This window comes from Streptomyces sp. N50 (assembly GCF_033335955.1).
Lineage (GTDB): Bacteria > Actinomycetota > Actinomycetes > Streptomycetales > Streptomycetaceae > Streptomyces.
Genome location: NZ_CP137549.1, coordinates 840571 through 863027, shown reverse-complemented (window position 1 = coordinate 863027; position 22457 = coordinate 840571). Strand labels below are relative to the sequence as shown.

The 22457-nt window shown below is 69.8% G+C and carries 23 protein-coding genes; 8 read left to right on the top strand and 15 right to left on the bottom strand.

Annotated elements, in window-relative coordinates:
• Positions 1-103: 103 nt before the first annotated feature.
• From R2B38_RS03500 to R2B38_RS03490, 3 genes are all read right to left on the bottom strand, one after another.
• Positions 104-1129, bottom strand: coding sequence for a 6-phosphofructokinase (locus tag R2B38_RS03500; RefSeq protein ID WP_318014900.1), 1026 nt, complete (start codon positions 1127-1129; stop codon positions 104-106).
• 189 nt (positions 1130-1318) lie between these two features.
• Positions 1319-2047, bottom strand: a complete 729-nt coding sequence (locus R2B38_RS03495) for a type 1 glutamine amidotransferase (protein WP_019059556.1) — start codon at positions 2045-2047, stop codon at positions 1319-1321.
• Positions 2048-2068: 21 nt separating this feature from the next.
• Positions 2069-3307, bottom strand: coding sequence for a Mur ligase family protein (locus tag R2B38_RS03490; protein ID WP_033278257.1), 1239 nt, complete (start codon positions 3305-3307; stop codon positions 2069-2071).
• Positions 3308-3461: 154 nt separating this feature from the next.
• On the opposite strand from R2B38_RS03490, the gene def reads away from it, so the two are divergent.
• Positions 3462-4007, top strand: coding sequence for a peptide deformylase (def, locus tag R2B38_RS03485; protein ID WP_318014899.1), 546 nt, complete (start codon positions 3462-3464; stop codon positions 4005-4007).
• Positions 4008-4305: 298 nt separating this feature from the next.
• Here def and R2B38_RS03480 read toward each other — a convergent pair whose 3' ends face one another.
• The gene (locus R2B38_RS03480; protein WP_318014898.1) at positions 4306-4950 is read right to left on the bottom strand and encodes a TetR family transcriptional regulator; all 645 of its coding nucleotides are present in this window, start codon (positions 4948-4950) and stop codon (positions 4306-4308) included.
• Between the two features lie 171 nt (positions 4951-5121).
• Here R2B38_RS03480 and R2B38_RS03475 point away from each other — a divergent pair, with 171 nt between their 5' ends.
• The gene (locus R2B38_RS03475) at positions 5122-6351 is read left to right on the top strand and encodes an acyl-CoA dehydrogenase family protein (RefSeq protein WP_033278259.1); all 1230 of its coding nucleotides are present in this window, start codon (positions 5122-5124) and stop codon (positions 6349-6351) included.
• Positions 6352-6489: 138 nt separating this feature from the next.
• On the opposite strand, the gene R2B38_RS03470 is transcribed toward R2B38_RS03475, so the two are convergent.
• From R2B38_RS03470 to R2B38_RS03435, 8 genes are all read right to left on the bottom strand, one after another.
• A complete protein-coding gene (locus tag R2B38_RS03470; protein ID WP_019059562.1) occupies positions 6490-7011 on the bottom strand; it encodes a cupin domain-containing protein in 522 nt (173 codons plus the stop codon).
• Positions 7012-7018: 7 nt separating this feature from the next.
• Positions 7019-8233 carry a cytochrome P450 gene (locus tag R2B38_RS03465; RefSeq protein ID WP_318014897.1) on the bottom strand — a complete coding sequence of 405 codons (1215 nt, stop codon included), beginning with the start codon at positions 8231-8233 and terminating at the stop codon, positions 7019-7021.
• Positions 8234-8240: 7 nt separating this feature from the next.
• Complete coding sequence (locus R2B38_RS03460) at positions 8241-9305, bottom strand: type III polyketide synthase (protein ID WP_318014896.1); 1065 nt, start codon at positions 9303-9305, stop codon at positions 8241-8243.
• A 267-nt stretch (positions 9306-9572) separates the two neighbouring features.
• A complete protein-coding gene (locus R2B38_RS03455) occupies positions 9573-9809 on the bottom strand; it encodes a DUF6213 family protein (RefSeq protein WP_033278262.1) in 237 nt (78 codons plus the stop codon).
• Positions 9810-9834: 25 nt separating this feature from the next.
• Complete coding sequence (locus tag R2B38_RS03450) at positions 9835-11220, bottom strand: NADP-dependent succinic semialdehyde dehydrogenase (protein WP_318014895.1); 1386 nt, start codon at positions 11218-11220, stop codon at positions 9835-9837.
• 74 nt (positions 11221-11294) lie between these two features.
• Positions 11295-11771, bottom strand: a complete 477-nt coding sequence (locus R2B38_RS03445; RefSeq protein ID WP_318014894.1) for an NUDIX domain-containing protein — start codon at positions 11769-11771, stop codon at positions 11295-11297.
• Complete coding sequence (locus R2B38_RS03440; protein WP_318014893.1) at positions 11768-13306, bottom strand: ATP-dependent DNA ligase; 1539 nt, start codon at positions 13304-13306, stop codon at positions 11768-11770. The genes R2B38_RS03445 and R2B38_RS03440 overlap by 4 nt, the downstream gene beginning before the upstream one ends.
• Positions 13307-13405: 99 nt before the next feature.
• Positions 13406-14377 (bottom strand): NAD(P)/FAD-dependent oxidoreductase, encoded by a 972-nt coding sequence (locus R2B38_RS03435; RefSeq protein ID WP_318014892.1) that lies wholly within the window; start codon positions 14375-14377, stop codon positions 13406-13408.
• Between the two features lie 46 nt (positions 14378-14423).
• Between R2B38_RS03435 and R2B38_RS03430 the strand changes: the two genes are divergently transcribed.
• From R2B38_RS03430 to R2B38_RS03405, 6 genes are all read left to right on the top strand, one after another.
• Entirely contained in the window at positions 14424-15005 is a 582-nt protein-coding gene (locus tag R2B38_RS03430) for an XRE family transcriptional regulator (RefSeq protein ID WP_318014891.1), read from the top strand.
• Positions 15006-15203: 198 nt separating this feature from the next.
• Complete coding sequence (locus R2B38_RS03425; RefSeq protein ID WP_318014890.1) at positions 15204-16181, top strand: NADPH:quinone oxidoreductase family protein; 978 nt, start codon at positions 15204-15206, stop codon at positions 16179-16181.
• Positions 16178-17383, top strand: coding sequence for an acyl-CoA dehydrogenase family protein (locus R2B38_RS03420; protein ID WP_318014889.1), 1206 nt, complete (start codon positions 16178-16180; stop codon positions 17381-17383). Before R2B38_RS03425 ends, R2B38_RS03420 begins: the two co-directional genes overlap by 4 nt.
• A complete protein-coding gene (locus tag R2B38_RS03415) occupies positions 17380-18453 on the top strand; it encodes an acyl-CoA dehydrogenase family protein (protein ID WP_318014888.1) in 1074 nt (357 codons plus the stop codon). The genes R2B38_RS03420 and R2B38_RS03415 overlap by 4 nt, the downstream gene beginning before the upstream one ends.
• A gap of 182 nt (positions 18454-18635) precedes the next feature.
• Positions 18636-19499: a phosphatidylinositol-specific phospholipase C/glycerophosphodiester phosphodiesterase family protein gene (locus R2B38_RS03410; protein WP_318014887.1), complete on the top strand. Its 864-nt coding sequence runs from the start codon at positions 18636-18638 to the stop codon at positions 19497-19499.
• Between the two features lie 110 nt (positions 19500-19609).
• Entirely contained in the window at positions 19610-19804 is a 195-nt protein-coding gene (locus R2B38_RS03405; protein WP_026150825.1) for a hypothetical protein, read from the top strand.
• 26 nt (positions 19805-19830) lie between these two features.
• Here R2B38_RS03405 and R2B38_RS03400 read toward each other — a convergent pair whose 3' ends face one another.
• The 3 genes from R2B38_RS03400 to R2B38_RS03390 form a co-directional block, all read right to left on the bottom strand.
• Positions 19831-20982, bottom strand: a complete 1152-nt coding sequence (locus R2B38_RS03400; RefSeq protein WP_318014886.1) for a phosphodiester glycosidase family protein — start codon at positions 20980-20982, stop codon at positions 19831-19833.
• Positions 20983-21144: 162 nt separating this feature from the next.
• Entirely contained in the window at positions 21145-21504 is a 360-nt protein-coding gene (locus R2B38_RS03395; RefSeq protein ID WP_318014885.1) for a DUF779 domain-containing protein, read from the bottom strand.
• A gap of 336 nt (positions 21505-21840) precedes the next feature.
• Entirely contained in the window at positions 21841-22335 is a 495-nt protein-coding gene (locus R2B38_RS03390; RefSeq protein ID WP_033278279.1) for a peptidylprolyl isomerase, read from the bottom strand.
• Positions 22336-22457 lie beyond the last annotated feature (122 nt).

Sequence of the window (22457 nt, the reverse complement as noted above, 5' to 3'; positions counted from 1 at the left end):
CCGGTCACTTCTGCGACCGGGGCCAGCGGAACCCCCTAAGGGGCGCGGGGAACTGCGCGACAAGCCACGACGAACCCGCACCCGACGAATCACCGAGGCACGCTCAGAGCACGCACTCAGCCTCTTCATACCGATCAGCGGGAACGGTCTTCAGAGTCTCAACCGCATCGGCCAGCGACACCATCACGATGTCGGTCCCCTGAAGCGCGGTCATCTTCCCGAACTCCCCCCGATGCGCGGCCTCCACCGCATGCCACCCAAACCGAGTGGCCAGCACCCGGTCGTACGCGGTCGGAGTACCCCCACGCTGCACATGCCCGAGAATCACCGGCCGCGCCTCCTTACCGAGCCGTTCCTCCAGCTCGATGGACAGCTGCCGAGCGATCCCCGCGAAGCGCTCGTGGCCGTAGACATCCTTCTTGCCCTCGTCGAAGTCCATGGACCCGGCCCGAGGCTTGGCACCCTCGGCGGCAACCACGATCGCAAACCGCTTGCCCGCCGCGAAGCGTTCGCCGACCCGCGCCGCCAACTCCTCGATGTCGAAGGGCCGTTCAGGTACGACGATGGCGTGCGCGCCGGCCGCCATGCCGGAGTGGAGCGCGATCCAGCCGGTGTGGCGGCCCATGACCTCCACGACGAGGACGCGCTGGTGGGACTCGGCGGTCGTCTTGAGCCGGTCGAGGGCCTCCGTAGCGACACCGACGGCCGTGTCGAAGCCGAAGGTGACGTCCGTGACCGCGATGTCGTTGTCGATGGTCTTGGGGACGCCGACGACCGGGAGACCGGCGTCGTACATCAGCTTGGCCGCCTTGAGCGTGCCCTCGCCGCCTATCGGGATGATCGCGTCGAGGCCGAGCTCCTCGACATGGCCCCGGGCCCGCTCGACGCCGTCCCGGAGCTGGGAGGGCTGGACGCGGGAGGAGCCGAGGATCGTGCCGCCGCGAGCGAGGATGCCGCTCACCGCGTCGAGGTCGAGCTTGAGGTAGTCGCACTCCAGGAGGCCCTTCCAGCCGTCCCGGAAGCCGATGACCTCGTCGCCGTGGTCCACGACGGCGCGGTGCACGACGGACCGGATGACGGCGTTCAGGCCGGGGCAGTCGCCGCCGGACGTGAGGACACCAATGCGCATAGCCCGAAGAACCTTCTCAACGTGGGCCGAAACCGGACCACGTTGTCCGGTACGAACCCCGCCACCCTAACGGCAGGAGGGGGCGGGGTCGTAGCATGCGTCCGCCTGCTGGACGACCCCGCTCACCTGCGCGGACGTACCGTCAGACGGGCTGGTTTCCGGTATCCGAAGAGGAGATGGACACCGGGTTCAGGCGGGCTGCTGAGCTGCGCTGATGCGCTCGTTGCGGAGCGCCTCGTACCAGCGGTCGTCGATCGGCGGCAGCGCGTTCACATCGAGGGCCAGCTTCAGCAGCAGGTCCGCGATCAGCGGGTTGCGGGCGAGCACGGGCCCGTGCATGTACGTGCCGAACACCGTGTCGTTGTACGCGCCCTCCGTGCCGTCGCCCGTGCCGTTGCCCTTGCCGAGCCGCACCTGCGCGAACGGGCGGGCGGTGGGGCCGAGATGGGTGACGCCCTGGTGGTTCTCGAAGCCGGTCAGCTGGGGCAGGCCCAGGCGCGCGTCGATGTCGCCGAGGACATCGCCGACGCACCGCTCGCCCTCGCCGCGCGTCGACACCACGTCGAGCAGGCCGAGGCCGGGCTCGCGCTGGCCGAGGTCGTTGATGAACTCGTGGCCGAGGATCTGGTAACCGGCGCACACCGAGAAGACGATCGCGCCGTTGCCGACCGCCCGGTGCAGGCCGCCGTCACGGCGTAGCCGCTCCGCGGCGAGGCGCTGCGGACGGTCCTCGCCACCACCGATGAGATAGATGTCGCCCGAGGTCGGGATGGGCTGGTCGCTGCGCACGTCCAGCCGGGCCACGTCGAGGCCGCGCTGCCGTGCCCGGCGTTCCACGACAAGGGCGTTGCCCTGGTCGCCGTAGGTGCTCAGCAGGTCCGGGTAGATCCACACCAGACGCAGCTGGTTGTCGCTCATGGTCAATTCGTCCTCTGAGTCTCAGTTGCCGACGCGGCGGCGCAGGTCCTGGAACGCGGTGTAGTTCGCGATGACCTCGATGCGGCCGGGCGGGGCCAGCTGCACGGCCTGGTCGAGGTTGTCGCAGACCTGGAAGTGCTGGTTCGCCACTTCCAGGCGGACCGCGAGGTCCAGCTTGCGGTCGCCCACGACGAAGATGGGGTGGCCGGTCAGTCGGGTGTAGTCGACGTCCCAGAGCCACGAGGTGTCGGTGCCGTCGGCGCCGCGCGCGTTCACCGAGAGGATCACCGGGGTCGGCGGCGGATCGATCAGGCTGAACGTCTCGAGCCAGCCCGCCGGGTTCTTCGCGAGCAGCAGCCGCAGGTCGCGCTGCATGAACTGGACGACGTCATAACGCCCGGCGACGGCCTGCACCCGGTACATGCGCTCCAGGGCGACCTGTGGCGGCACCCCGAAGACGGCGGCGACGGCGGCGGAGGATGCGGCGTTGGCCTTGTTGGCACGCCCCGGCAGCTGAAGATGAATGGGCCAGGCGGAACCGTGCGGGTCGAGGACGTGATCCCCGGACAGCGCCCAACTCGGCGTGGGCCGGCGGAATCCGCACTCACCGCAGAACCAGTCGTCACCGGGCCGCTGCATCACGCCACCGCAGGACGGGCAGGACCAGGCGTCGTCCTTCCACATCTGCCCGGCGGCGACCCAGATCACGTTGGGGGAGGAGGAAGCGGCCCACACGACCAACGGGTCGTCGGCGTTGGCGACGACGACGGCCTTGGAACCCGACAGCCCCTCACGCCAGTTCTCCGCGAGCATGCGGGTCTCGGCCGCGCGGTCCAACTGGTCGCGGGAGAGGTTGAGCAGCGCGATGCACTTGGGGTCGGTGTCGCGGGCGACACCGGCGAGGTACTTCTCGTCGACCTCGATGACACCGAACTTCGCGTCCGAGCCACCGGCCAGCGCCGAGGTGATACCCGCGGGCATGTTGGCGCCGAGCGCGTTCGAGACGACGGGCCCGGCGGCGCCGAGGGCCTCGGCGATGAGCCGGGTCGTGGTCGTCTTCCCGTTGGTGGCCGAGACGAGCGTCACGTCCAGGCTCTGCGCGAGCCGGGCGAGCAGGTCGGGGTCGAGTTTGAGTGCCACTCGGCCGCCGATCACCGATCCGCTGCCCCGCCCCGCGGCACGCGATGCCGCCGCGACCGCCTTGCCCGCCGTCACGGCCAGCTTGGCCCGCGGCGTGAGCGGGTCCGAGTTGCCTGCCATCAGTTCTCGATCCTCCTTGCGTACGCGCCGCGCCTCTGCCTCCGGCAACGTGGTGTGGACCTCAGCCTATCGAGATCCTTATCGGTGCCCGAACCGCGGCACCGCGAACCCCTCGCGGCGGGCGTGCGCCGTAGAGAACCGTACCCTTGCGCCCATGCGATACGGCTCCATCCCGGGCGCCCACGGGCGAGTCCGCCCCCTCACCCTGCTCGGCGACCCACTGCTTCACACCTCCTGCGCGGAAGTAACAGACTTCGGCCCGGAACTGGCCCGTCTCGTAGAGGACTTGTTCGCGACGATGTACGCGGCCCAGGGGGTGGGCCTCGCCGCGAACCAAGTGGGCGAGTCCTTGCGGGTGTTCGTCTACGACTGCCCCGACGACGAGGAGACCCGCCACCTCGGCCATGTGGTCAACCCACGCCTGGTGGAGACGGACGGTGTGGTGCTGAGAGGCCCGGAAGGCTGCCTGTCCCTACCGGGCCTGGAGGCGGGGACGGAGCGCTACGACCACGCGGTCATCGAGGGCTTCACGGCGACCGGCGACCCGATCACCGTCCACGGCACGGGTTGGTTCGCACGCTGCCTGCAACACGAGTACGACCACGTGGAGGGCCGGGTGTACGCGGACCGCGTAACGGGCTGGCGCCACAACCGCTTGATGAGACAAGTGGCCCGAGCGTCCTGGCACCGGCCGGGGTGACGTTTTCAGGGGCGCGGGGCTGTGTCGATGTACGGCTCCGCCGCGAGGGCGCGACCACCTCTCGACATCGGTGGGCCAGGCTCCTAGGGGCGCGGGGCTGTGTCGATGTGCGGCTTCGCCGCGAGGGCGCGATCACCTCTCGACATCGGTGGGCCAGGCTTTTAGGGGCGCGGGGCTGTGTCGATGTGCGGCTTCGCCGCGAGGGCGCGATCACCTCTCGACATCGGTGGGCCAGGCTCCTAGGGGCGCGGGGAACTGCGCGACCAGCCCCCACGCACCCGCAGCCGAAATGTGACCCTTAGAACCCCGGTCCACCCACCTTGTCCCCGGCGGCAGCCAACCGCCCCCACAACAGATCAGCCAGACTCCGCACCAACTCGGCCCGGGAACAAGGCCGTTCACCCAGCCACCAGTCACCCGCCGCGTGCATCATGCCGACAATCCCATGCCCCCACACCCGAGCCAGCTGCTGGCTGCTGGGCCCGAGATCCACCCGCTCCTCGATGACCTGAGCCAACTCCTCGCCCATACGCCGGAGCAGCGGAACAGAGTGATTCCCGGTGTCGAACCCCTGATCCGCGGTCTGCCCACCCTCAACGGGATGCATCAGAAACCGGTACACCTGAGGAAGCGCCTCGATCGCGGCGAGGTACGTGTCGAGCGTCGCCTCAACCCGCTCCCGACGCTCGGCCGGAGCGTCCAACGCCGCCCGCAACGACGACAACAGGGCATCCGTATGCCGCTTGGCAAGGGCCGCGTACAGTCCACCCTTGTCCCCGAAGTGCCGGTACAGAATCGGCTTCGTAATACCCGCTTCCGCGGCGATCGCGTTCATCGAGGCCTGCGGACCATCACGCAGCACCACTCTGTCCGCGGCCTCCAACAACTCGCGCCGTCGGCGATCGGCGGACCGCTGTTGATCGGTCCGCTGCGTGGTGTCCATGGTCTCTCCCCACCCGTGCTGAATCGGTGACGCCTGCGCAAACTAACACTCAACGGCCCCAACGCCTCGAACGGGCTGCCGAGTGGTCATCGGGAGTTGACTTTTCCTACCCGTCGGTAACAGACTCTGTCGTTACCGCAAGTAACATGCTAGTGCGCTGCTGGAGGAGTCATGGCCGAGTTCACCATGGAACTCAACGACGAACAGAAGGAGGTGCGGGACTGGCTGCACGGCTTCGCCGCCGACGTCATCCGCCCCGCCGCCGCCGAATGGGACGAGCGTGAGGAAACTCCCTGGCCGGTCATCCAGGAGGCCGCGAAGGTCGGCATCTACTCCCTCGACTTCTACGCCCAGCAGTACTTCGACCCCACCGGCCTCGGCATCCCGATGGCCATGGAGGAACTCTTCTGGGGCGACGCGGGCATAGCCCTCTCCATAGTCGGCACCGGTCTCGCCGCGGTCGGCGTCCTCGCCAACGGCACCGAGGAGCAGATCGGCACCTGGATCCCCCAGATGTACGGCGACGCCAACGACGTGAAGGTCGCCGCCTTCTGCTCCTCCGAGCCCGACGCCGGTTCCGACGTGGCCTCCATGCGCACGCGTGCCGTGTACGACGAGGCCAAGGACGAGTGGGTGCTCAACGGCACCAAGACCTGGGCGACCAACGGTGGTATCGCCAACGTCCACGTCGTCGTCGCGGTCGTCGACGCGGACCTCGGCTCCAAGGGCCACGCCTCCTTCATCGTCCCGTCCGGCACGCCTGGCCTCTCCCAGGGCCAGAAGTTCAAGAAGCACGGCATCCGCGCCTCGCACACCGCCGAGGTCGTCCTGGAGGACGTGCGCATCCCCGGTTCCTGCCTGCTCGGCGGCAAGGAGAAGCTGGACGAGCGCCTCGCCCGCGCCCGCGAGCGCGCGAAGGCCGGCGGCGGCGAGCGCGTGAAGAACGCGGCGATGGCCACGTTCGAGGCGTCCCGCCCGGCTGTCGGCGCGATGGCGGTGGGCACCGCCCGCGCCGCGTACGAGGTCGCCCTCGACTACGCGATGACCCGCGAGCAGTTCGGCCGCCCGATCATCGACAACCAGGGTGTCGCCTTCCAGCTCGCCGACATGCGTACGTCCATCGACGCGGCGCGGTTGCTGGTGTGGCGGGCGTCCTGGATGGCCGTCAACGGCAAGCAGTTCACGGCGGCCGAGGGGTCGATGTCGAAGCTGTTCGCGAGCGAGACGGCGAAGAAGGTGACGGGCCAGGCGATTCAGATCCTGGGCGGTAACGGATACACCCGTGAGTATCCGGTTGAGCGGATGCATCGGGATGCGGCGATCTACACGATCTTCGAGGGCACGAGTGAGATTCAGCGGTTGGTGATCGCGAGGACGTTGTCTGGGATGCCTATTCGTTGAGTTTCGGGTGCCGGCCCGGTGGGGGCTGAGCGCGCAGTTCCCCGCGCCCCTTAAAAACACGCATGCCTAAGGGGTTTTAGGGGCGCGGGGAACTGCGCGACCAGCCCCCACCGGGCCGCAGACAAAAAACGACGCAACTCACCGGTGTTTCAAGGGCGTCAGCTGCTCGATGTCATACCGCCCCCGCAACTCCTCGATAGCCGCGTGATCCGGCGGCCCCCCACCCCCGAGAATCTCCAACAGCTCCTCGAAATACCGTTCGTGATCCGGCGGCGGAGACGCCTGGAAAAACATCTTCGCCGCCGTCTCCGTCGGGTTCGAGAACGCGTGCGGACACCCGGGCGGCACGACGATCACCGTCCCCGGAGTCGCCCGTACCACCCGGGAACCCGAACTGGACTCCCAGCGCTGCCAGTTGTCCGGGGTCCGGATCCGCGGCTCGAAGGCGAGGACATCCAGCTCGCCCTCGAGCACGTAGAACAACTCCTCGCTACGGGTGTGCACATGGGCCCCGACATCGAACCCCGGGGGCACCACCACCTCGAAGGTCGACGCGGTCCGGGAGTGCGAGCCGGTCACCTTGAACGTCACGTGCTGCGCGGGTGTCTGGACGACCCGGCCGTGACCGGGCGGCACGAGCAGCCCCTCCGTCGCCGTCATCGGCACCTCACCACGTCACGGGCAGTGCCTCGGGCCCGCGGATCAACGCGCCCTTCTTGAACGGCACTTCGTCGGCCCGGACCGCGAGCTTCAGCCCGGGCAGCCGGTCCAGGAGGGCGTCCACCAGCAGCTCGGACTCCAGCCTGGCCAGCATGTTGCCGGGACAGAAGTGCGGGCCGAAGCCGAAGGACACATGCGGGTTCGGGCTGCGTGTGAAGTCGATCTTCTCGGGGTCCGGGAACACGTCCGGGTCCCGGTTCGCGGCCAGATACGACACGTACACCGGGTCGCCCGCCCGCATCCGCACCCCGCGGATCTCCACGTCCTCCATGGCGATCCGGGACAGCCCGACCGCGTTGCGGTGCGGGATGTAGCGCAGCAGCTCGTCGATGGCCTGGGGCCTCAACTCCGGCTCCGCGCGCAGCCGTTCGACGAGATCCGGGCGGGTCAGCAGCAGGTAGAACATCTGCCCGCTGTTGTTGGTGACCGCCTCGCCGCCGATCTGCAGCAGCACCGCGAGGCCGACGGCCTCCTCCAGCGTGATCTCCTCCCGGCCCACGGCGGCACCGAGCAGCGAGGCCACGTCCTCGCCGTCGCTGCCCTCCCGCAGCCCGATGAGATCGCCGAAGTAGGCGCCCATCTCCTGTTTCGCCTTCTCGCTGACCTTGGCGCCGTGCGAGGAGGACAGGATGAGCTGGGTCCAGGTGTGCATGCCGTGCCGGTCGGCGGCCGGGACGCCCATCAGCTCGCAGATCACCGCGATGGGGAAGGGGCTCAGCACGGTCTCGGTGAGGTCGGCGGGCGGTCCGTGCCGCAGCAGCTCGTCGACCAACTCGTCGAGCAGCAGCCGGGATTGCTCCCGCACCCGCTCCACCCCGCGCGCCGTGAACGCCGGGGCCACCGAGCGCCGTAGCCGCGTGTGGTCCGGTGGGTCGAGGAAGCCGACCGCGCCGCGGGCCGGGATGAAGTGCGGGGCGAGCCGGGTCACCGGCTGGTCCATCACCGCCTCGCGGCTGAACCGGGGATCGTTGGTGACCATCCGCACGTCGTCGTGCCGGGTGACCAGCCACGCCCAGCCCTCGCCGTTGGGGAGCTTGATCCGGTTGACCGGACCCTCCCGCATCAGCTTGGCGAGGACCGGGTCGAAGTCCACCCCGGTCAGGTCGAGGGCCGGCCAGGGCCGGACCGGGGGCAGGGTCTCGGTGAGCGTCTCTTCAGTCATGCCGTACTCAAGCCGTCTCTCGGTCGTCGTTGTGCCAGCGGCCCAGGGCCATCTCGGCGGTGATGCCGGGGCCGAACCCGGCGAGCAGTCCGCGCGCCCGGTGTTCGGCGCCGCCCTCGTCGAAGAGCCGGCGCAGCGCGTCCAGCACGACGGCGCTGGCGATGTTGCCGTACTCGGTGAGGGTGGCCCGGCTGAACCGGAACGCGTGCGGGTCGACCTGGAGGAACTTGCTCAGGTCGTCGAGTATTCGGGGCCCGCCCGCGTGGACTATGTAGAAGTCCAGGTCGGCCGCGTCCCAGCCGTGCAGTCCCGCGAGGTCCTGGAGCGCCGGTGCGAGGGGCTCCATGGTGGCCGGCACCCGCTTGTCCAGCAGGAAGTGGAAGCCGGTGGCCCGGACGTCGTACATGATCCACTCTTCGGTCTTGGGGATCAGGTACGACCCGTTGCGCTCCAGCTGGATGCCCGTGCCGCCGCGCCCGCGCACCACGGCCGCTGCGATGCCGTCGCCGAAGAGCCCGTTGGAGAGCAGGGAGCCGATGCCGAGGTCGGTCGGCTGGTAGCACAGCGAGCAGAACTCGCAGGCGACGATGAGCGCGTTGGCGTCGGGGTACGCCGTGCAGAAGTCGTGCGCCCGGTTGATCGCCGCGCCGCCGGCCGCGCAGCCGAGCTGGGCGATCGGGATCTGGCGGGTGGTGGACTCGAAGGCCATCTCGTTGATCAGCCAGGCCGTGAGCGAGGGCATCATGAAGCCCGTGCACGAGACGTAGATGATCACGTCGATGTCGGTGGTGAGGAGCTCCGCCTCGTCGAGCGCGCGCTGCACGACCGAGGGGACCCGGGCCTTCGCCTCGGCCGTGTAGATCCTGTTGCGGTCCTCGAACCCGGGGTGCTTCAGGGTCTCCTCGATGGGCTGCACGATGTGCCGGGTGCGCACACCGGTGTTCTCGATCAGCCGGAGGGCCAGCGGCAGGTTGGGGTGGTCCGCGTGACGGGAGCGCGCCAGCTCCAGCGTCTCCTCCATCGTGATCACGTGCTCGGGAACCGACACCGAGGGCTTGCACAAAGTCGCCATGAACCGTCCCTGCTTTCGCCTTCCGGAAGGCCTTCGCCCGCCGGTCAGAAGGTGGTTCACCTCAGAGGGTGGTGCACCCACGATCACCCGGGAGGACGACGATCTCGCGGTGGACTACTCCAATTCAGGGACACGCCAATAAAGACCGGATCAGCAATTCCTGTGAAAGCAGAAGGCAGGGCGACTTCTCGACCAAGGCTGGGCGCCACCCCCTAAGGGGCGCGGGGAACTGCGCGACCAGCCCCCACCGGCCCGCCACTCAGCAAACTACGAGCCGCCCCCACTGCTATGCGCAATGCACGCAACGTCAATCCGGTCGGCAAGCTTCGCGAGCTCGATCGTCAGCGCGGCCACCGTGTCCTCGTCCAAGCCCTCTTCCCCGGCCTCGACAAGGTGCAGCCACCGCCCACCCACGGTACGCAAAAGCTTGCTGACATCGGCGGCAGCCACCTGCAAGGTCCCGCGGTCGTCGACGATCAGAGGCAGAGTCACTTCGCGGTTCACAGAGGGGATCGTAGCCGCGGAACGCTCACGCTCCGTGCCATACCGTGGTGATGTTGCAGAACTCGCGGATTCCGTGCCCCGACAGCTCCCGCCCGTACCCGGACCGCTTCACCCCGCCGAACGGGAACGCCGGATGCGACGCGGTCATCCCGTTGAAGAACACCCCACCCGCCTCCAGGTCCCGTACGAACCGCTCGACCTCCGCCTCGTCCCGCGTCCACACGTTGGAACTCAGCCCGAACGGCGTGTCGTTGGCGAGGAGGACGGCCTCGTCGAGGTCGCCGACCCGGTACAGCGTGGCGACGGGCCCGAACGTCTCCTCGCGGTGGATCCGCATCTCGCGGGTGATGTCGGTGAGGACGGTCGGCGGATAGAACCAGCCGGGCCCGTCCGGCCGCTCACCGCCGCACAGCACAGTGGCCCCGCTCTCCACCGCGTCGTCGACGAGCTCCTCCAGATCGCTGCGGCCCTGCTCGCTCGCGACCGGTCCGACCTCGGTCTCCTCCGCCAGCGGATCACCGACCGTGAGCGCCTTCATGCCCGCCACGAACCGTTCGGCGAAGGCGTCGAAGACGTCCGCGTGCACGATGAACCGCTTCGCGGCGATGCACGACTGCCCGTTGTTCTGCACCCGCGCGGTCACCGCGATCTGCGCCGCCCGGTCGATGTCGGCGGACGGCATCACGACGTACGGGTCGCTGCCGCCCAGTTCCAGCACCGTCTTCTTGACCATGTCCCCGGCGACGGACGCGACCGCCCGCCCGGCCGGCTCGCTGCCGGTGAGCGTGGCCGCCTTCACCCGCTCGTCGCGCAGGATCTCCTCGATCGCGCCGGAGCCGACCAGCAGGGTCTGGAAGGCGCCCTCCGGGAAGCCCGCGCGGTGGAACAGGTCCTCCAGGTAGAGGGCGGTCTGTGGCACGTTCGACGCGTGCTTGAGCAGACCGACGTTGCCCGCCATCAGCGCGGGCGCGGCGAACCGGATCACCTGCCACAGCGGGAAGTTCCACGGCATCACCGCGAGCACCGGACCGAGCGGCCGGTAGCGGACCAGGGCCCGGGAGCCGCCCGAGTCCTTGACATCCGCCGCGTCCGGCTCCTCGTCGGCGAGGAGTCCCTCGGCGTGGTCGGCGTACCAGCGCATCGACTTCGCGCACTTCGCGGCCTCCGCGCGGGCCTGGTTGACCGGCTTGCCCATCTCGGTGGTCATGGTCCGGCCGATGTCCTGCTGGTCCTCGTCGAGCAGGTCGGCGGCCCGGTGCATGAGCCGGGCGCGCTCGGCGAAGGAAGACGTCCGATACGTACGGAACGTGGCCTCCGCGAGCTGGAGCCGCCGCTCGATCTCCTCGCCGCCCATGGCCTCGTACGTCTTGAGCGTCTCGCCGTTCGCCGGGTTGACCGTCGCGATGGGCATGGCTGACCTCCTGGAGCGGGCTGTGCTTCGACCTTCCCGCGTGGCGCGGGGGACCGCAACGCGTGCACGGCCCTTCAGCCCGAGTGCTCCACCAGCCGGTCGAGAAACGTGGCCTGCGCCGTGACGATGACGGCCCGCGCCCGTTCGAGCCCCAGCCACTCCACGCGATCCAGCTCCGGGAACTCCTGGACCTGCCCGGACTTCGGCGGCCACTCCATCCGGAAGGTGCCGGGAACCATGGCCGCCGGGTCCAGATCCGCCTCGATCGCCCACGCGGTGACGACCTTCCCGTTGGCCTGCCGCACCTCGCCGAGCTCGATCGCCGCACCGTCTGGCGGCGCGATCCCCAGCTCCTCCTGGAATTCACGCCGGGCCGCGTCCCAGGCGGTCTCGTCGGGCTCGTACTCACCCTTGGGCACACCCCACGCCCCGGCGTCCCGGCGCACGAAGAACGGCCCGCCCATATGGCCGAGCAACACCTCCAGCCCGCGATCGGTGTGCCGGAACAACAACAGCCCAGCACTCCGCTTCCCCCGCGCGTCCCGACTCACGGCTTCACCTCCGGATGTGCCGCCAACAACGTCTCCACCGAGTCCGCCTCCTCCGCCCGCTTGTCCTCCCGGTACCGCACGACCCGCGCGAAACGCAGCGTGACACCGGCCGGGTACCGGGTGGACCTCTGTAGGCCGTCATACGCGATTTCCACGACGAGTTCGGGCCGTACGGTCACCACGTGGCCGTCGCTCTCCACGGCCAGCTCCTGGAGGCGCTCGGTCTGCCAGGTCAGCAGGGCGTCGGTCATGCCCTTGAAGGTCTTGCCGAGCATCACGAAGGAACCGTCCGAACTCCGGGCGCCCAGGTGGAGGTTGGAGAGCCTGCCGGTGCGTCGGCCGTGTCCCCACTCGGCGGCAAGGACGACCAGGTCGAGGGTGTGGACGGGCTTCACCTTCAGCCAGGAGGCGCCCCGGCGGCCCGCGTTGTAGGGGGCGTCGAGCCCTTTGACCACGACCCCCTCGTGCCCGCGCTTCAAGGTCTCGGCGAGGAAGGCCTCCGCCGCCGGGACATCCTCCGGGCCGGACACGAGAGTTCGCCGGACCCGCATCGGCTCGGGCACCAACTGGGCCAGTTCCGCGTGCCGTTCGGCGAACGGCAGGTCGAGGAGGTCACGGCCGTCGACGGACAGGACGTCGAAGAACACGGGGGAGACGGGGACCGTCTCGGCGGCCGCGGCCACGTCCACCCGCGATCCGACCCGGCCCGCAGTCTCCTGGAAGGAACGCGGCCGCCCGTCCTCGTCGAACGAGATGACCTCACCGTCCAGGATGAACCGCTCGCCTCTCAACTCCAGGGCGGCAGCGGTCAGTTCGGGCAGCCGGTCGGTGATGTCGTCGAGGGTGCGGGTGTAGAGCCGTACGACATCACCGTCGCGGTGGACCTGGACGCGGATGCCATCGAGCTTCTCCTCGACCGCGCACTCGCCCAGCTTCTCGACCGCCTCGGCGACGGACGAGGCGCTGTGCGCGAGCATCGGCAGGACCGGGCGGCCCACGGTCAGCCGGAAGCGGTCGAGGGAGGCGGGACCCTCGGCGAGCAGCGCCTCGGCCACAGTCTGGAGCGAACCGGCCAGCATCACGGCCCGCCGAACGTCCGTTGCGGGCACGTCAGTTGCCTGAGCCAGGCCCTCCACGGCGACGGCGTCCAGCGCACCCTGCCGGACCTCACCCGTGATCAGCCCGAACAGGAAGCGCTGCTCGTCGGCGGTGGCCGCACCCATCAACTCGCCCACCAGACGCGCCCGTTCGGCCTGCGAACCCGCGCCCGACACCCTGCCGAGGCCGGTGAGCCGGGCGTCCACCTCGCGCACGGTGAGGGTGGGTTCGGCGGCCGGTTCGACGGACTGACTCAGCACCTTCCAGCCGATGCCGAGCCGCCCCTGCGGCAGTCGTCCCGCCAGATAGGGGATGACGATCGGGACGTCATCCGGCGCCGCGTCCCGGAAGAGCTCCGCGAGCAGGGCGATCTTCCGGGACCGCGCCGAGGTGGCGGCGACCTCCTGGGACACATGCGCGAGCCGGGTCAGCAGCATGCAGCCATCGTGCGGCGCGCTCCGCTGATTTTCACGCCGACGAACGGTGGTTTTTCGTCTGCGGGTGCGTTGTGGCTGGTCGCGCAGTTCCCCGCGCCCCTAGGCCGTGTCGAGGTCGGTTATGAGTAGTTCCCCGTTGATCGTGGCCCCGGCCCGGTAGCCGCCTGCCGCCGCGTTCACGACCTGCTCCGCGAAGCCCATCGCGTTGCCCGCCGTCCAGACGCCCGGCACGGTAGTCAGGCCCGTCTCGTCGACCACCGGGTACGCGCCGAACGGGGTCTCGCGCAGTTCGGCGCCCAGCTTCTCCAGCAGGTCCGTCTGCGGGATCGGGCGGGGCGCGACGAACAGGGCCTCACAGGGGTGCGTGGTGCCGTCCGTGAGGCGGACGCCGGTGAGGCGGTCGTCCTCGACGGCCAGTTCGGCTACCTCGCCGGGCACCACGGCGACCCCGGCCGCGGCCAGCCTGCGCAGGTCGTCGTCCGTCAGCTCGGACTCGGCGAGCGTGTGCAGGAACAGGGTCACGTCCTTGGACCACTGCGAGACGATCAGCGCCTGGTGCACGCTCATCGGTGTGGTCGCGAGCACACCGAAGGCCTGGTCGCGGACCTCCCAGCCGTGGCAGTACGGGCAGTGGATGACGTCCCGCCCGAACCGCTCGGCGACCCCGGGGACGCTGGGCAGCTCGTCCTTGAGCCCGGTGGCGACGATGATCCGCCGCGCGTGCACGGTCTCCCCACCCGCAAGCGCTACGGCGAAGCCCTCGCCCTCACCCTTCGTGACGTCCACCGCGCGGTCGCGGACGAGATCGACGCCGTAGCGCGCGATCTCCTCGCGCCCCAGGGCGAGGAACTCGGCCGGAGACATCCCGTCCCGGGTCAGATAGCCCTGCATGTGCGCGGCGGGCGCGTTGCGCGGCTCGCCTGCGTCGACGACGAGCGTGCGACGCCGGGACCGGCCCAGCACCAGCGCGGCGGAGAGCCCTGCCGCTCCACCGCCGATGACGACCACTTCGTAGGTTCCGGTACGTGTCTCGGTCACGGTGACCACCTCCACCCCCGAAGGTCGCCCCATCCCTGCCGTATTGACAAACACGTTTGCCGAAACTGCAATGTCGGTCATGAACGACGACACGGACGAGGTCCTGGCGGAGGTCGGCCCGCGACTGCGGCGGATCCGGAAGGAGAAGGGCGCGACGCTCGCCGGCCTGTCGGAGGCGACCGGCATCTCGGTGAGCACCCTCTCGCGGCTGGAGTCCGGGCTGCGCAAGCCCAGCCTGGAGCTGCTGCTGCCGATCGCGCGGGCCCACCAGGTGCCGCTGGACCAACTGGTGGGGACGCCGCCGGTGAGCGATCCCCGGGTGCGGGCCGAGCCGATCCAGCGGCACGGGCGCACCTACTGGCCGCTCACCCGCCAGCCGGGCGGACTGCAGGCCTTCAAAGTGCTGGTGCCGCAGCGCAAGGAGGAACCCGACCTGCGGACGCACGAGGGCTACGAGTGGCTGTACGTGATGTCCGGACGACTGCGGCTCGTGCTCGCCGAACACGATGTCGTGCTCGCGACGGGAGAGGCCGTGGAGTTCGACACGAGGGTGCCGCACTGGTTCGGGTCCACGGGGGAGGGCCCCGCGGAGTTCCTGAGCCTGTTCGGCCCACAGGGCGAGCGCATGCACGTCCGCGCACGCCCCAAGCAAGGTAAGTGAGGGAGCTTTTTCAGGGGCGCGGGGCTGTATCGATTTGCGGCTCCGCCGCGTGGGCGCGACCAGCCCCCACCAACCCGCAGCCAAAAAACAACACGCACCCACGCCACCGTGACGAACCCGACTGTTCCCTCATCGGCAAGCGACCGCTTAGTATGCAACCGACCCCGGTCAGACAGAGCAGTCCCGTGGAGGCCCCGCATGCAGGCATGGCAAGTGCACGAGAACGGCGAGCCAAGTGAGGCGATGCGCCTGACGGAGGTGGAACGACCCACGCCGGGCGACGGCCAGGTCCTGCTGAAGGTACGCGCCGCGAACATCAACTTCCCGGACGTCCTGATGTGCCGAGGCCACTACCAGGTCAGGCCCCCACTCCCGTTCACCCCCGGCGTGGAGATCTGCGGCGAGACCGAGGACGGCCGCCGAGTGATCGCCAACCCCGCACTGCCGTACGGCGGTTTCGCCGAGTACGCCATCGCGGACGCCGCCGCCCTGCTGCCCGCCCCCGACTCGCTGGACGACGCCGAGGCCGCCGCACTCCACATCGGCTACCAGACAAGCTGGTTCGCCCTCCACCGCCGCGCCCACCTGGAGGCCGGCGAGACCCTCCTCGTGCACGCAGCCGCCGGGGGAGTCGGTAGCGCGGCCGTGCAACTCGGCAAGGCGGCCGGAGCCACCGTCATCGGTGTGGTCGGCGGAGCCGAAAAGGCTGCCGTGGCGCGGGAGTTGGGCTGCGACGTCGTGATCGACCGCCGTACCGAGGACGTCGTCGCGGCCGTCAAGGAGGCCACCGGCGGACGCGGTGCCGACGTGGTCTTCGACCCGGTCGGCGGCGACGCCTACACGCAGTCCACGAAGGTGGTCGCCTTCGAGGGCCGGATCGTGGTCGTGGGCTTCGCGAGCGGCACGATCCCCAGCCCCGGCCTCAACCACGCCCTGGTGAAGAACTACTCGATCCAGGGCCTGCATTGGGGGCTCTACGCGACCAAGAACCCCAAGCTGATCGCGCACTGCCACGAGCAGCTGACCGACCTGGCCGCACGCGGCGTCATCAAGCCGCTGGTGAGCGAGCGCGTCCCGCTGGCCGGTGCGGCCGCCGCCGTGCAGCGCCTCGGCGACGGTGTCACCACCGGCCGGGTCGTCGTCGTACCGTCGCTGGAGAACGGAGCCGCCGTATGAGCGAGGAGACCACGGGAGCGGATGCGGCCGCGGCCGAACTGCGCCGCCGCGCCCAGGAGTTGCTGGCCGCGCACCCGCCGCTGGAGACAGACCAGCTGGACTTCCTCAAGGCCCGCTTCGACGCGGGGCTCGCGTGGGTGCACTACCCCGAGGGGCTCGGCGGACTCGGTGCCCCGCGCGCTCTCCAGGCCGTCGTGGACGCCGAGTTGGAGGCCGCGGGCGCTCCCGACAACGACCCGCGCCGGATCGGCATCGGCCTCGGCATGGCCGCGCCGACCGTCCTGCGCTTCGGCACCGAGGAGCAGAAGAGCCGCTTCCTCAGGCCGCTCTGGGTCGGCGAGGAGGTCTGGTGCCAGCTCTTCAGCGAGCCGGGTGCCGGGTCCGACCTCGCTGCGCTCGGTACGCGTGCCGTCCGTGAGGGCGACGACTGGGTCGTCAACGGGCAGAAGGTGTGGACGTCCAGCGCCCACCTCGCCCGCTGGGCCATCCTCATCGCGCGCACCGACCCGGACGTGCCCAAGCACGCGGGCATCACCTACTTCATCTGCGACATGACGGACCCCGGCGTCGAGGTCAGGCCGCTGCGCCAGATCACCGGCGAGGCCGAGTTCAACGAGGTCTTCCTCACCAACGTCCGTATCCCGGACGCCCATCGCCTCGGTGAGGTCGGCGACGGCTGGCGGGTCGCGCAGACCACGCTGATGAACGAGCGCGTCTCCATCGGCGGCATGCGCATCCCGCGCGAGGGCGGCATGATCGGCCCGATCAGCCGGACCTGGCGCGAACGCCCCGAGTTGCGCACCCACGACCTCCACCAGCGTCTCCTCAAGCTCTGGGTCGAGGCCGAGGTCGCCCGGCTCTCCGGCGAGCGGCTGCGCCAGCAGCTCGTGGCGGGCCAGCCCGGCCACGAGGGCTCCGGCATGAAGCTCTCCTTCGCCCGCCTCAACCAGGAGATCAGCGGCCTGGAGGTCGAACTCCGGGGCGAGGAAGGCCTGTTGTACGACGACTGGACCATGCGCCGCCCGGAACTCGTGGACTTCACCGGCCGTGACGCGGGTTACCGCTACCTCCGCTCCAAGGGCAACAGCATCGAGGGCGGGACCAGCGAGGTCCTGCTGAACATCGTCGCCGAGCGTGTCCTGGGCCTCCCGGCCGAACCGCGCACCGACAAGAACGTCGCCTGGAAGGACCTCGCGCGATGACGGATCTGCTGTACTCGGAGGAGGAAGAGGCGCTCCGCGCCGCCGTCCGGGACCTGCTCACCGACCACTGCGACGCGGCGAGTGTCATCGCCCGCACCGAGTCGGACGCCCCGCACGACCTGTCCCTGTGGAAGTCCCTCGCCGACGGCATGGGCCTCGCCGGTCTCCTGGTGCCCGAGGAGCGGGGCGGCCAGGGCGCCACGCACCGCGAAGTCGCCGTCGTCCTGGAGGAGTTGGGCCGCGCGGTGGCCCCCGTCCCGTACCTCACGAGCGCGGTCGTCGCCACCGAGGCACTCCTCGCGAGCGATGCCGAGGACCTCCTCGCCGAGCTGGCCTCCGGGCGGAAGATCGGCGCCCTCGCCGTCTCCCTGAGCGTCGCGCCGGGCGGTGCCTACAAGGCCGTACGGCATGAAAGCGGCTCCCTGCACGGGGAGTTGACCGGCATCGCGGACGCTGCCGCCGCCGATGTGCTGCTGGTGCCGGGGGAGGACGGCGGGCTGTACGCCGTCGACGCGGGCGCCGTGACCGTCGTACCGCAGGTGTCCCTGGACCTGACGCGGCCGCTCGCGCGCGTGGTGTTCGACGGGGCCGCGGGGCGGCGGATCGGGGATGCCGGACCGGCCGTACGACGCGCTCTGCGGGCCGGGGCCGGGCTGCTCGCGTCCGAGCAACTCGGGCTCGCCGACTGGACGTTGACCGAGACGGTCCGGTATCTGAAGGAGCGCAAGCAGTTCAACCGGCCCGTCGGCGGGTTCCAGGCGCTCAAGCACCGGCTGGCGCAGTTGTGGCTGGAGGTCGTCAGCCTGCGGGCCGCCGCGCGCAACGCGGCCGATGCCCTCGCGACCGGTGAGGACACCGATGTGGCGGTCGCCGTCGCGCAGGCCTACGCGGCGGCCGTCGCCGTCCACGCGGCCGAGGAGGCCGTCCAGTTGCACGGCGGCATCGGCATGACGTGGGAGCACCCGGCCCACCTCTACCTGAAGCGGGCCAAGGCCGACTCGATCGCCTACGGCACGGCGGGCGCCCATCGCGAGGCGCTGGCCGGATTGGTCGACCTGCAAGCTCCTTGAGCGCCATGGAGTGAAGACCGCGGGAAGCCCGTCCCACCTGGGGCGGGCTTTTCCGTGCGCCCCCGCCGAAGGAGTGAACACGCGAGGGCGGTCCGGCCAACTCCTGGCATGTACAGGTTCGTTGGAGTGCTCACAGCCTCATACTCCCTGTGGTTCTAGCCCGCCCCACACGGAGGAACACCATGGCCCTCATCACCCGTCGCAGAGCCCTCACCGCGCTCGGCGCCACCGTCGCGGCCGTCCTCGCGCCGCCCGCGGGCAGCGCCTTCGCCGGCGAACAAGGGCACCGCAAGCGGCCGTTGTGGCGTGCCCACGCCCACAACGACTACGAGCACCCCCGGCCGCTCTTCGACGCCCTCGACCACCGTTTCGGCAGTGTCGAGGCCGACATCTTCCTCGTCGGCGACCAACTCCTCATCGGTCACGACGCGTCCGAACTCGACCCGAGCCGCACGCTCGAATCCCTGTACCTCGAACCGCTCTCGGCCCTGGTGAAGGCCAACCACGGCTCGGTGTACCGGGGTTGGCGCCACCCGCTGCAACTCCTGATCGACATCAAGACCGAGGGCTCCTCGACGTACCTCGAACTCGACCGCCATCTCCTGCGCTACAAGCACCTGTTCACCACCTACGCCCACGGACGCGTCCACCCCGGCGCCGTCACCAACGTCATCTCCGGCGACCGCGCGGCCCGTGTCCCCATGGAGGCGCAGACCGTGCGACGCGCCTTCTACGACGGCCGGCTCACCGACCTCGGCAGCTCGGCGCCCGCGTCCTTCATCTCGCTCATCAGCGACAACTGGCAGACCAACTTCACCTGGCTCGGTGACGGCGCCTTCCCCGACGCCGAACGGCAGAAGCTGCGCTCGATCGTCGCGCAGGCGCACGCCCACGACCAGACCGTGCGGTTCTGGAACACCCCGGACGTGGCGGGACCGGCCCGTGACGCGCTGTGGGACGAACTCTTCGCCGCCGGTGTGGACTTCCTCAACACCGACGACCTGGCCGGGCTGGAAGCGTTCCTGGACGCGCGCCGCACGGCGTGACACCACACGTTCGGGGGACACGTCAGCAGCCCGGACGAACCCTCCGCTACGCCACACTTGCGGCCGAACGCCGCGAACCAGGCATGGCGGCGTGGCGGAGGAGGGTGACGATGGCGATTTCCATCTCTGTGGTGCTGCTGCTCCTGATCCTTGCGGTGATCTTCATGCGCAGCGGCGGGCTGAAGCTCTCCCATGCGCTGGTCTGCGCACTGCTCGGATTCTTCATGGCGAGCACCAGCATGGCGCCCACGATCCACAGCGGCCTGACGGCCACCGCGGATCTGGTGAGCGGCCTGCATCCGTGAGGTCGGTCGCCTGACCGGTTGGCCGATCAGCCGGTCGAGAAGACCCCGACGCCGTTCGGTACGGGACGCTCGGCGCCGCCGCTCGGATGGTTCCGTACCGTGACGGCGCTCGCGCCGGGTGCGCGGGCGACCAGGGTCGTCGAGCCGCCGCCGTCCAGACTGAAGGCGTCGACCGAACCCAACTCCCGCATCTGCGTGGCGACTTCGGCGATCGTCAGACCGCTGCGGTAGGCGACCGCGCCGTCCGTCGCGAACAGCAGCAGACGGTGGCCGCCGTTCGCGATCCCCACGGCGGTGCGGACGGCCGAGGTCGTGTTGTCGAGACCGGCCAGCGGCCGGCCGTTCCGCAGGACGGGGTAGCCGCCGAGGGCGAAGCGGTACGGAACTCCGGACCTCGACGCCACGAGACGGTGCCGTACCTGCACCCGCTCGCCGGTGGACAGCTTCCGCAGCCGCTGCGCACCCGCCTCACGGCCGACGAGGACGGTGGTGCCCGCGGCGATGGCACCGGTGCCGGGAGTGTTGGACGCCGACACGACCCGGCCGTTGCGGACGGTCACCTCATAGGTGTCGGCACTACAGGCGCCGGCCCGGTTCGTGTCCGTGCCACATGTAGCACGCACCCGGGAGACGCTGCCCCACTGTGTGGTGAACGCACCGATGGAGTTCTCCGGGAGCGCGTACTGGTTGAACCCGCCGAGTGTCAGCCGACCATCCGGGGTGCGGACCGATCCGCTGAGGGCGAGGCTGTCCAGCCGGGCCACCCGGTCGGCTCCCACGCCGAGCACGTTCCGGGTGTTCGTGCCGGGCGGCAGCGCGGGCCCGAAGCGCTGGCCGTCCGGCACCGCGGCCTTGAGCGCGATGCCGCTCGCGATGGCGGGTCCGTCGGTGGAGCCGGTGGCCTCGACGCCCGGGTGCTGGGTCTCGGTGATGTTGAAGAAGTCACCGTTGACGCCCGCGACGGCACCTGCCGAGTCGGCGAGCTGGGAGACGGGCTCCCGCGCCGCCACCGCGCCCGGGTACAGCAGGTTGACGCGCACATGGGTGTCGCGCAGGTCCACGACGACCACATGGGCGTGGGTCACACCTTTGGCCGCCGTGATGTCGAACTGCCGGTAGGTGACACCGGGCGCGAGCCGCGTGGTGCCCGGCACGGCGTCGGCCGGTGCCGCCCCCACCAGGGCCGCACCGGCCAGCGCGCCGAATGCCGTGAGATGTGTGAGTACGGATCTGCCTGCTCTTAAACGTTTTTGACGGTGCGTCACAGGATCCCCTGATGTCTCGTCAACTCTCTCAAGTCTCAGGGGAAGTGCAGCAGATGACGGTGACCGGCGGGGCCGCTAGGCGCCGACTACACGGGAACGAGTGAGAAAACGCACCCCCTCGGGTGCCTCCAGCGAGAAACCGCTGCCGCGCCCTGCTACGACGTCCACGATCAGCCGCGTATGGCTCCACACCTCGTACTGACTGCGCGAGATCCAGAAGGTCACGGGCTCGGGCACCCCGTCGACCGCCAGCTCGGCGAGCAGTACGTCCGAGCCGCCGGTGCGGAACTCGCCCTCCGGGTAGCACATGGGCGCGCTGCCGTCACAGCAGCCGCCGGACTGGTGGAACATCAACGGGCCGTGCTGTGCGTGGAGTTGACGCAGCAGATCGGCCGCGGCGGGGGTGAGTTCGACGCGCGGGGTGGTGTCGTCCATGTCAGCCGTCCCAGGGAGGCGGGTGGGGTGGCCCAGCCCAGCACGCGCAAGGTTGCGAGGGGGTTGCGTCCCTGTCCGGCGTACCCGGGAGCGCCGGCTTCTGCACGGCGCAGACTCGACCCGAGTCGTCCTCCTCGGCGCCGGCCACGGCGACCTGGCCGTCCTCGCCGACGCGGAGGTAGGGCAGCCCTGGTCCACCCGCCGCACGATGGGCCTGATCACGGGCTTCCCGCGCCGGACCTTGCGTGACTGAATGTCCGGATACGCGGCGGGCCCCGGGGACGACGTACCGTCCCCGGGGCCCGCGTACGAAATCGCGCTGTTCCGGTGCTTGGATCAGCCCTCGAGGACGCCGGACGCGGCGATCTCGATCTTGGCCTTCGTGGCGCCCGACTGCGAGCCCAGGGACTCGATCTTGTCGATGATCTCCGTGCCCTCGACGGCCTCGCCGAAGACGACGTGCTTGCCGTCGAGCCACGAGGTGACGACGGTGGTGACGAAGAACTGCGAGCCGTTGGTGTTGCGGCCGGCGTTCGCCATCGACAGCAGGTACGGGCGGTCGTGCTTCAGGTTGAAGTTCTCGTCCTCGAACTTCTCGCCGTAGATGCTCTTGCCACCGGTGCCGTTGTGGTTGGTGAAGTCACCGCCCTGCAGCATGAACTGCGGGATGACGCGGTGGAAGCCGGAACCCGCGTAGCCGAAACCGTTCTGCCCGGTGGCCAGCTCGCGGAAGTTGCGGGCGGTCTTCGGGACGACATCGTCGAAGAGGTTGAAGACGATGCGGCCGGCGGGGGCGCCGTCGATGGTGATGTCGAAGTAGACGTTGCTCATGGTCAATTCTGTCACTTTCGGTGTGTTGCACCCTCTGCCTGGCGTGGCCGTGTGCCGAACACCAGGCCGTTACGTCAAAGGGCTCTGATCGGAGTCCAGTCCGTCGAACTCTATCCACAGAG

Excerpts from the sequence above, each read along its gene's own strand:
- R2B38_RS03500 (WP_318014900.1), bottom strand. The coding sequence starts at position 1,129 with ATGCGCATTGGTGTCCTCACGTCCGGCGGCGACTGCCCCGGCCTGAAC.
- R2B38_RS03495 (WP_019059556.1), bottom strand. The coding sequence starts at position 2,047 with ATGAGCGACAACCAGCTGCGTCTGGTGTGGATCTACCCGGACCTGCTG.
- R2B38_RS03490 (WP_033278257.1), bottom strand. The coding sequence starts at position 3,307 with ATGGCAGGCAACTCGGACCCGCTCACGCCGCGGGCCAAGCTGGCCGTG.
- def (WP_318014899.1), top strand. The coding sequence starts at position 3,462 with ATGCGATACGGCTCCATCCCGGGCGCCCACGGGCGAGTCCGCCCCCTC.
- R2B38_RS03480 (WP_318014898.1), bottom strand. The coding sequence starts at position 4,950 with ATGGACACCACGCAGCGGACCGATCAACAGCGGTCCGCCGATCGCCGA.
- R2B38_RS03475 (WP_033278259.1), top strand. The coding sequence starts at position 5,122 with ATGGCCGAGTTCACCATGGAACTCAACGACGAACAGAAGGAGGTGCGG.
- R2B38_RS03470 (WP_019059562.1), bottom strand. The coding sequence starts at position 7,011 with ATGACGGCGACGGAGGGGCTGCTCGTGCCGCCCGGTCACGGCCGGGTC.
- R2B38_RS03465 (WP_318014897.1), bottom strand. The coding sequence starts at position 8,233 with ATGACTGAAGAGACGCTCACCGAGACCCTGCCCCCGGTCCGGCCCTGG.
- R2B38_RS03460 (WP_318014896.1), bottom strand. The coding sequence starts at position 9,305 with ATGGCGACTTTGTGCAAGCCCTCGGTGTCGGTTCCCGAGCACGTGATC.
- R2B38_RS03450 (WP_318014895.1), bottom strand. The coding sequence starts at position 11,220 with ATGCCCATCGCGACGGTCAACCCGGCGAACGGCGAGACGCTCAAGACG.
- R2B38_RS03440 (WP_318014893.1), bottom strand. The coding sequence starts at position 13,306 with ATGCTGCTGACCCGGCTCGCGCATGTGTCCCAGGAGGTCGCCGCCACC.
- R2B38_RS03435 (WP_318014892.1), bottom strand. The coding sequence starts at position 14,377 with ATGGGGCGACCTTCGGGGGTGGAGGTGGTCACCGTGACCGAGACACGT.
- R2B38_RS03430 (WP_318014891.1), top strand. The coding sequence starts at position 14,424 with ATGAACGACGACACGGACGAGGTCCTGGCGGAGGTCGGCCCGCGACTG.
- R2B38_RS03425 (WP_318014890.1), top strand. The coding sequence starts at position 15,204 with ATGCAGGCATGGCAAGTGCACGAGAACGGCGAGCCAAGTGAGGCGATG.
- R2B38_RS03420 (WP_318014889.1), top strand. The coding sequence starts at position 16,178 with ATGAGCGAGGAGACCACGGGAGCGGATGCGGCCGCGGCCGAACTGCGC.
- R2B38_RS03415 (WP_318014888.1), top strand. The coding sequence starts at position 17,380 with ATGACGGATCTGCTGTACTCGGAGGAGGAAGAGGCGCTCCGCGCCGCC.
- R2B38_RS03410 (WP_318014887.1), top strand. The coding sequence starts at position 18,636 with ATGGCCCTCATCACCCGTCGCAGAGCCCTCACCGCGCTCGGCGCCACC.
- R2B38_RS03405 (WP_026150825.1), top strand. The coding sequence starts at position 19,610 with ATGGCGATTTCCATCTCTGTGGTGCTGCTGCTCCTGATCCTTGCGGTG.
- R2B38_RS03395 (WP_318014885.1), bottom strand. The coding sequence starts at position 21,504 with ATGGACGACACCACCCCGCGCGTCGAACTCACCCCCGCCGCGGCCGAT.
- R2B38_RS03390 (WP_033278279.1), bottom strand. The coding sequence starts at position 22,335 with ATGAGCAACGTCTACTTCGACATCACCATCGACGGCGCCCCCGCCGGC.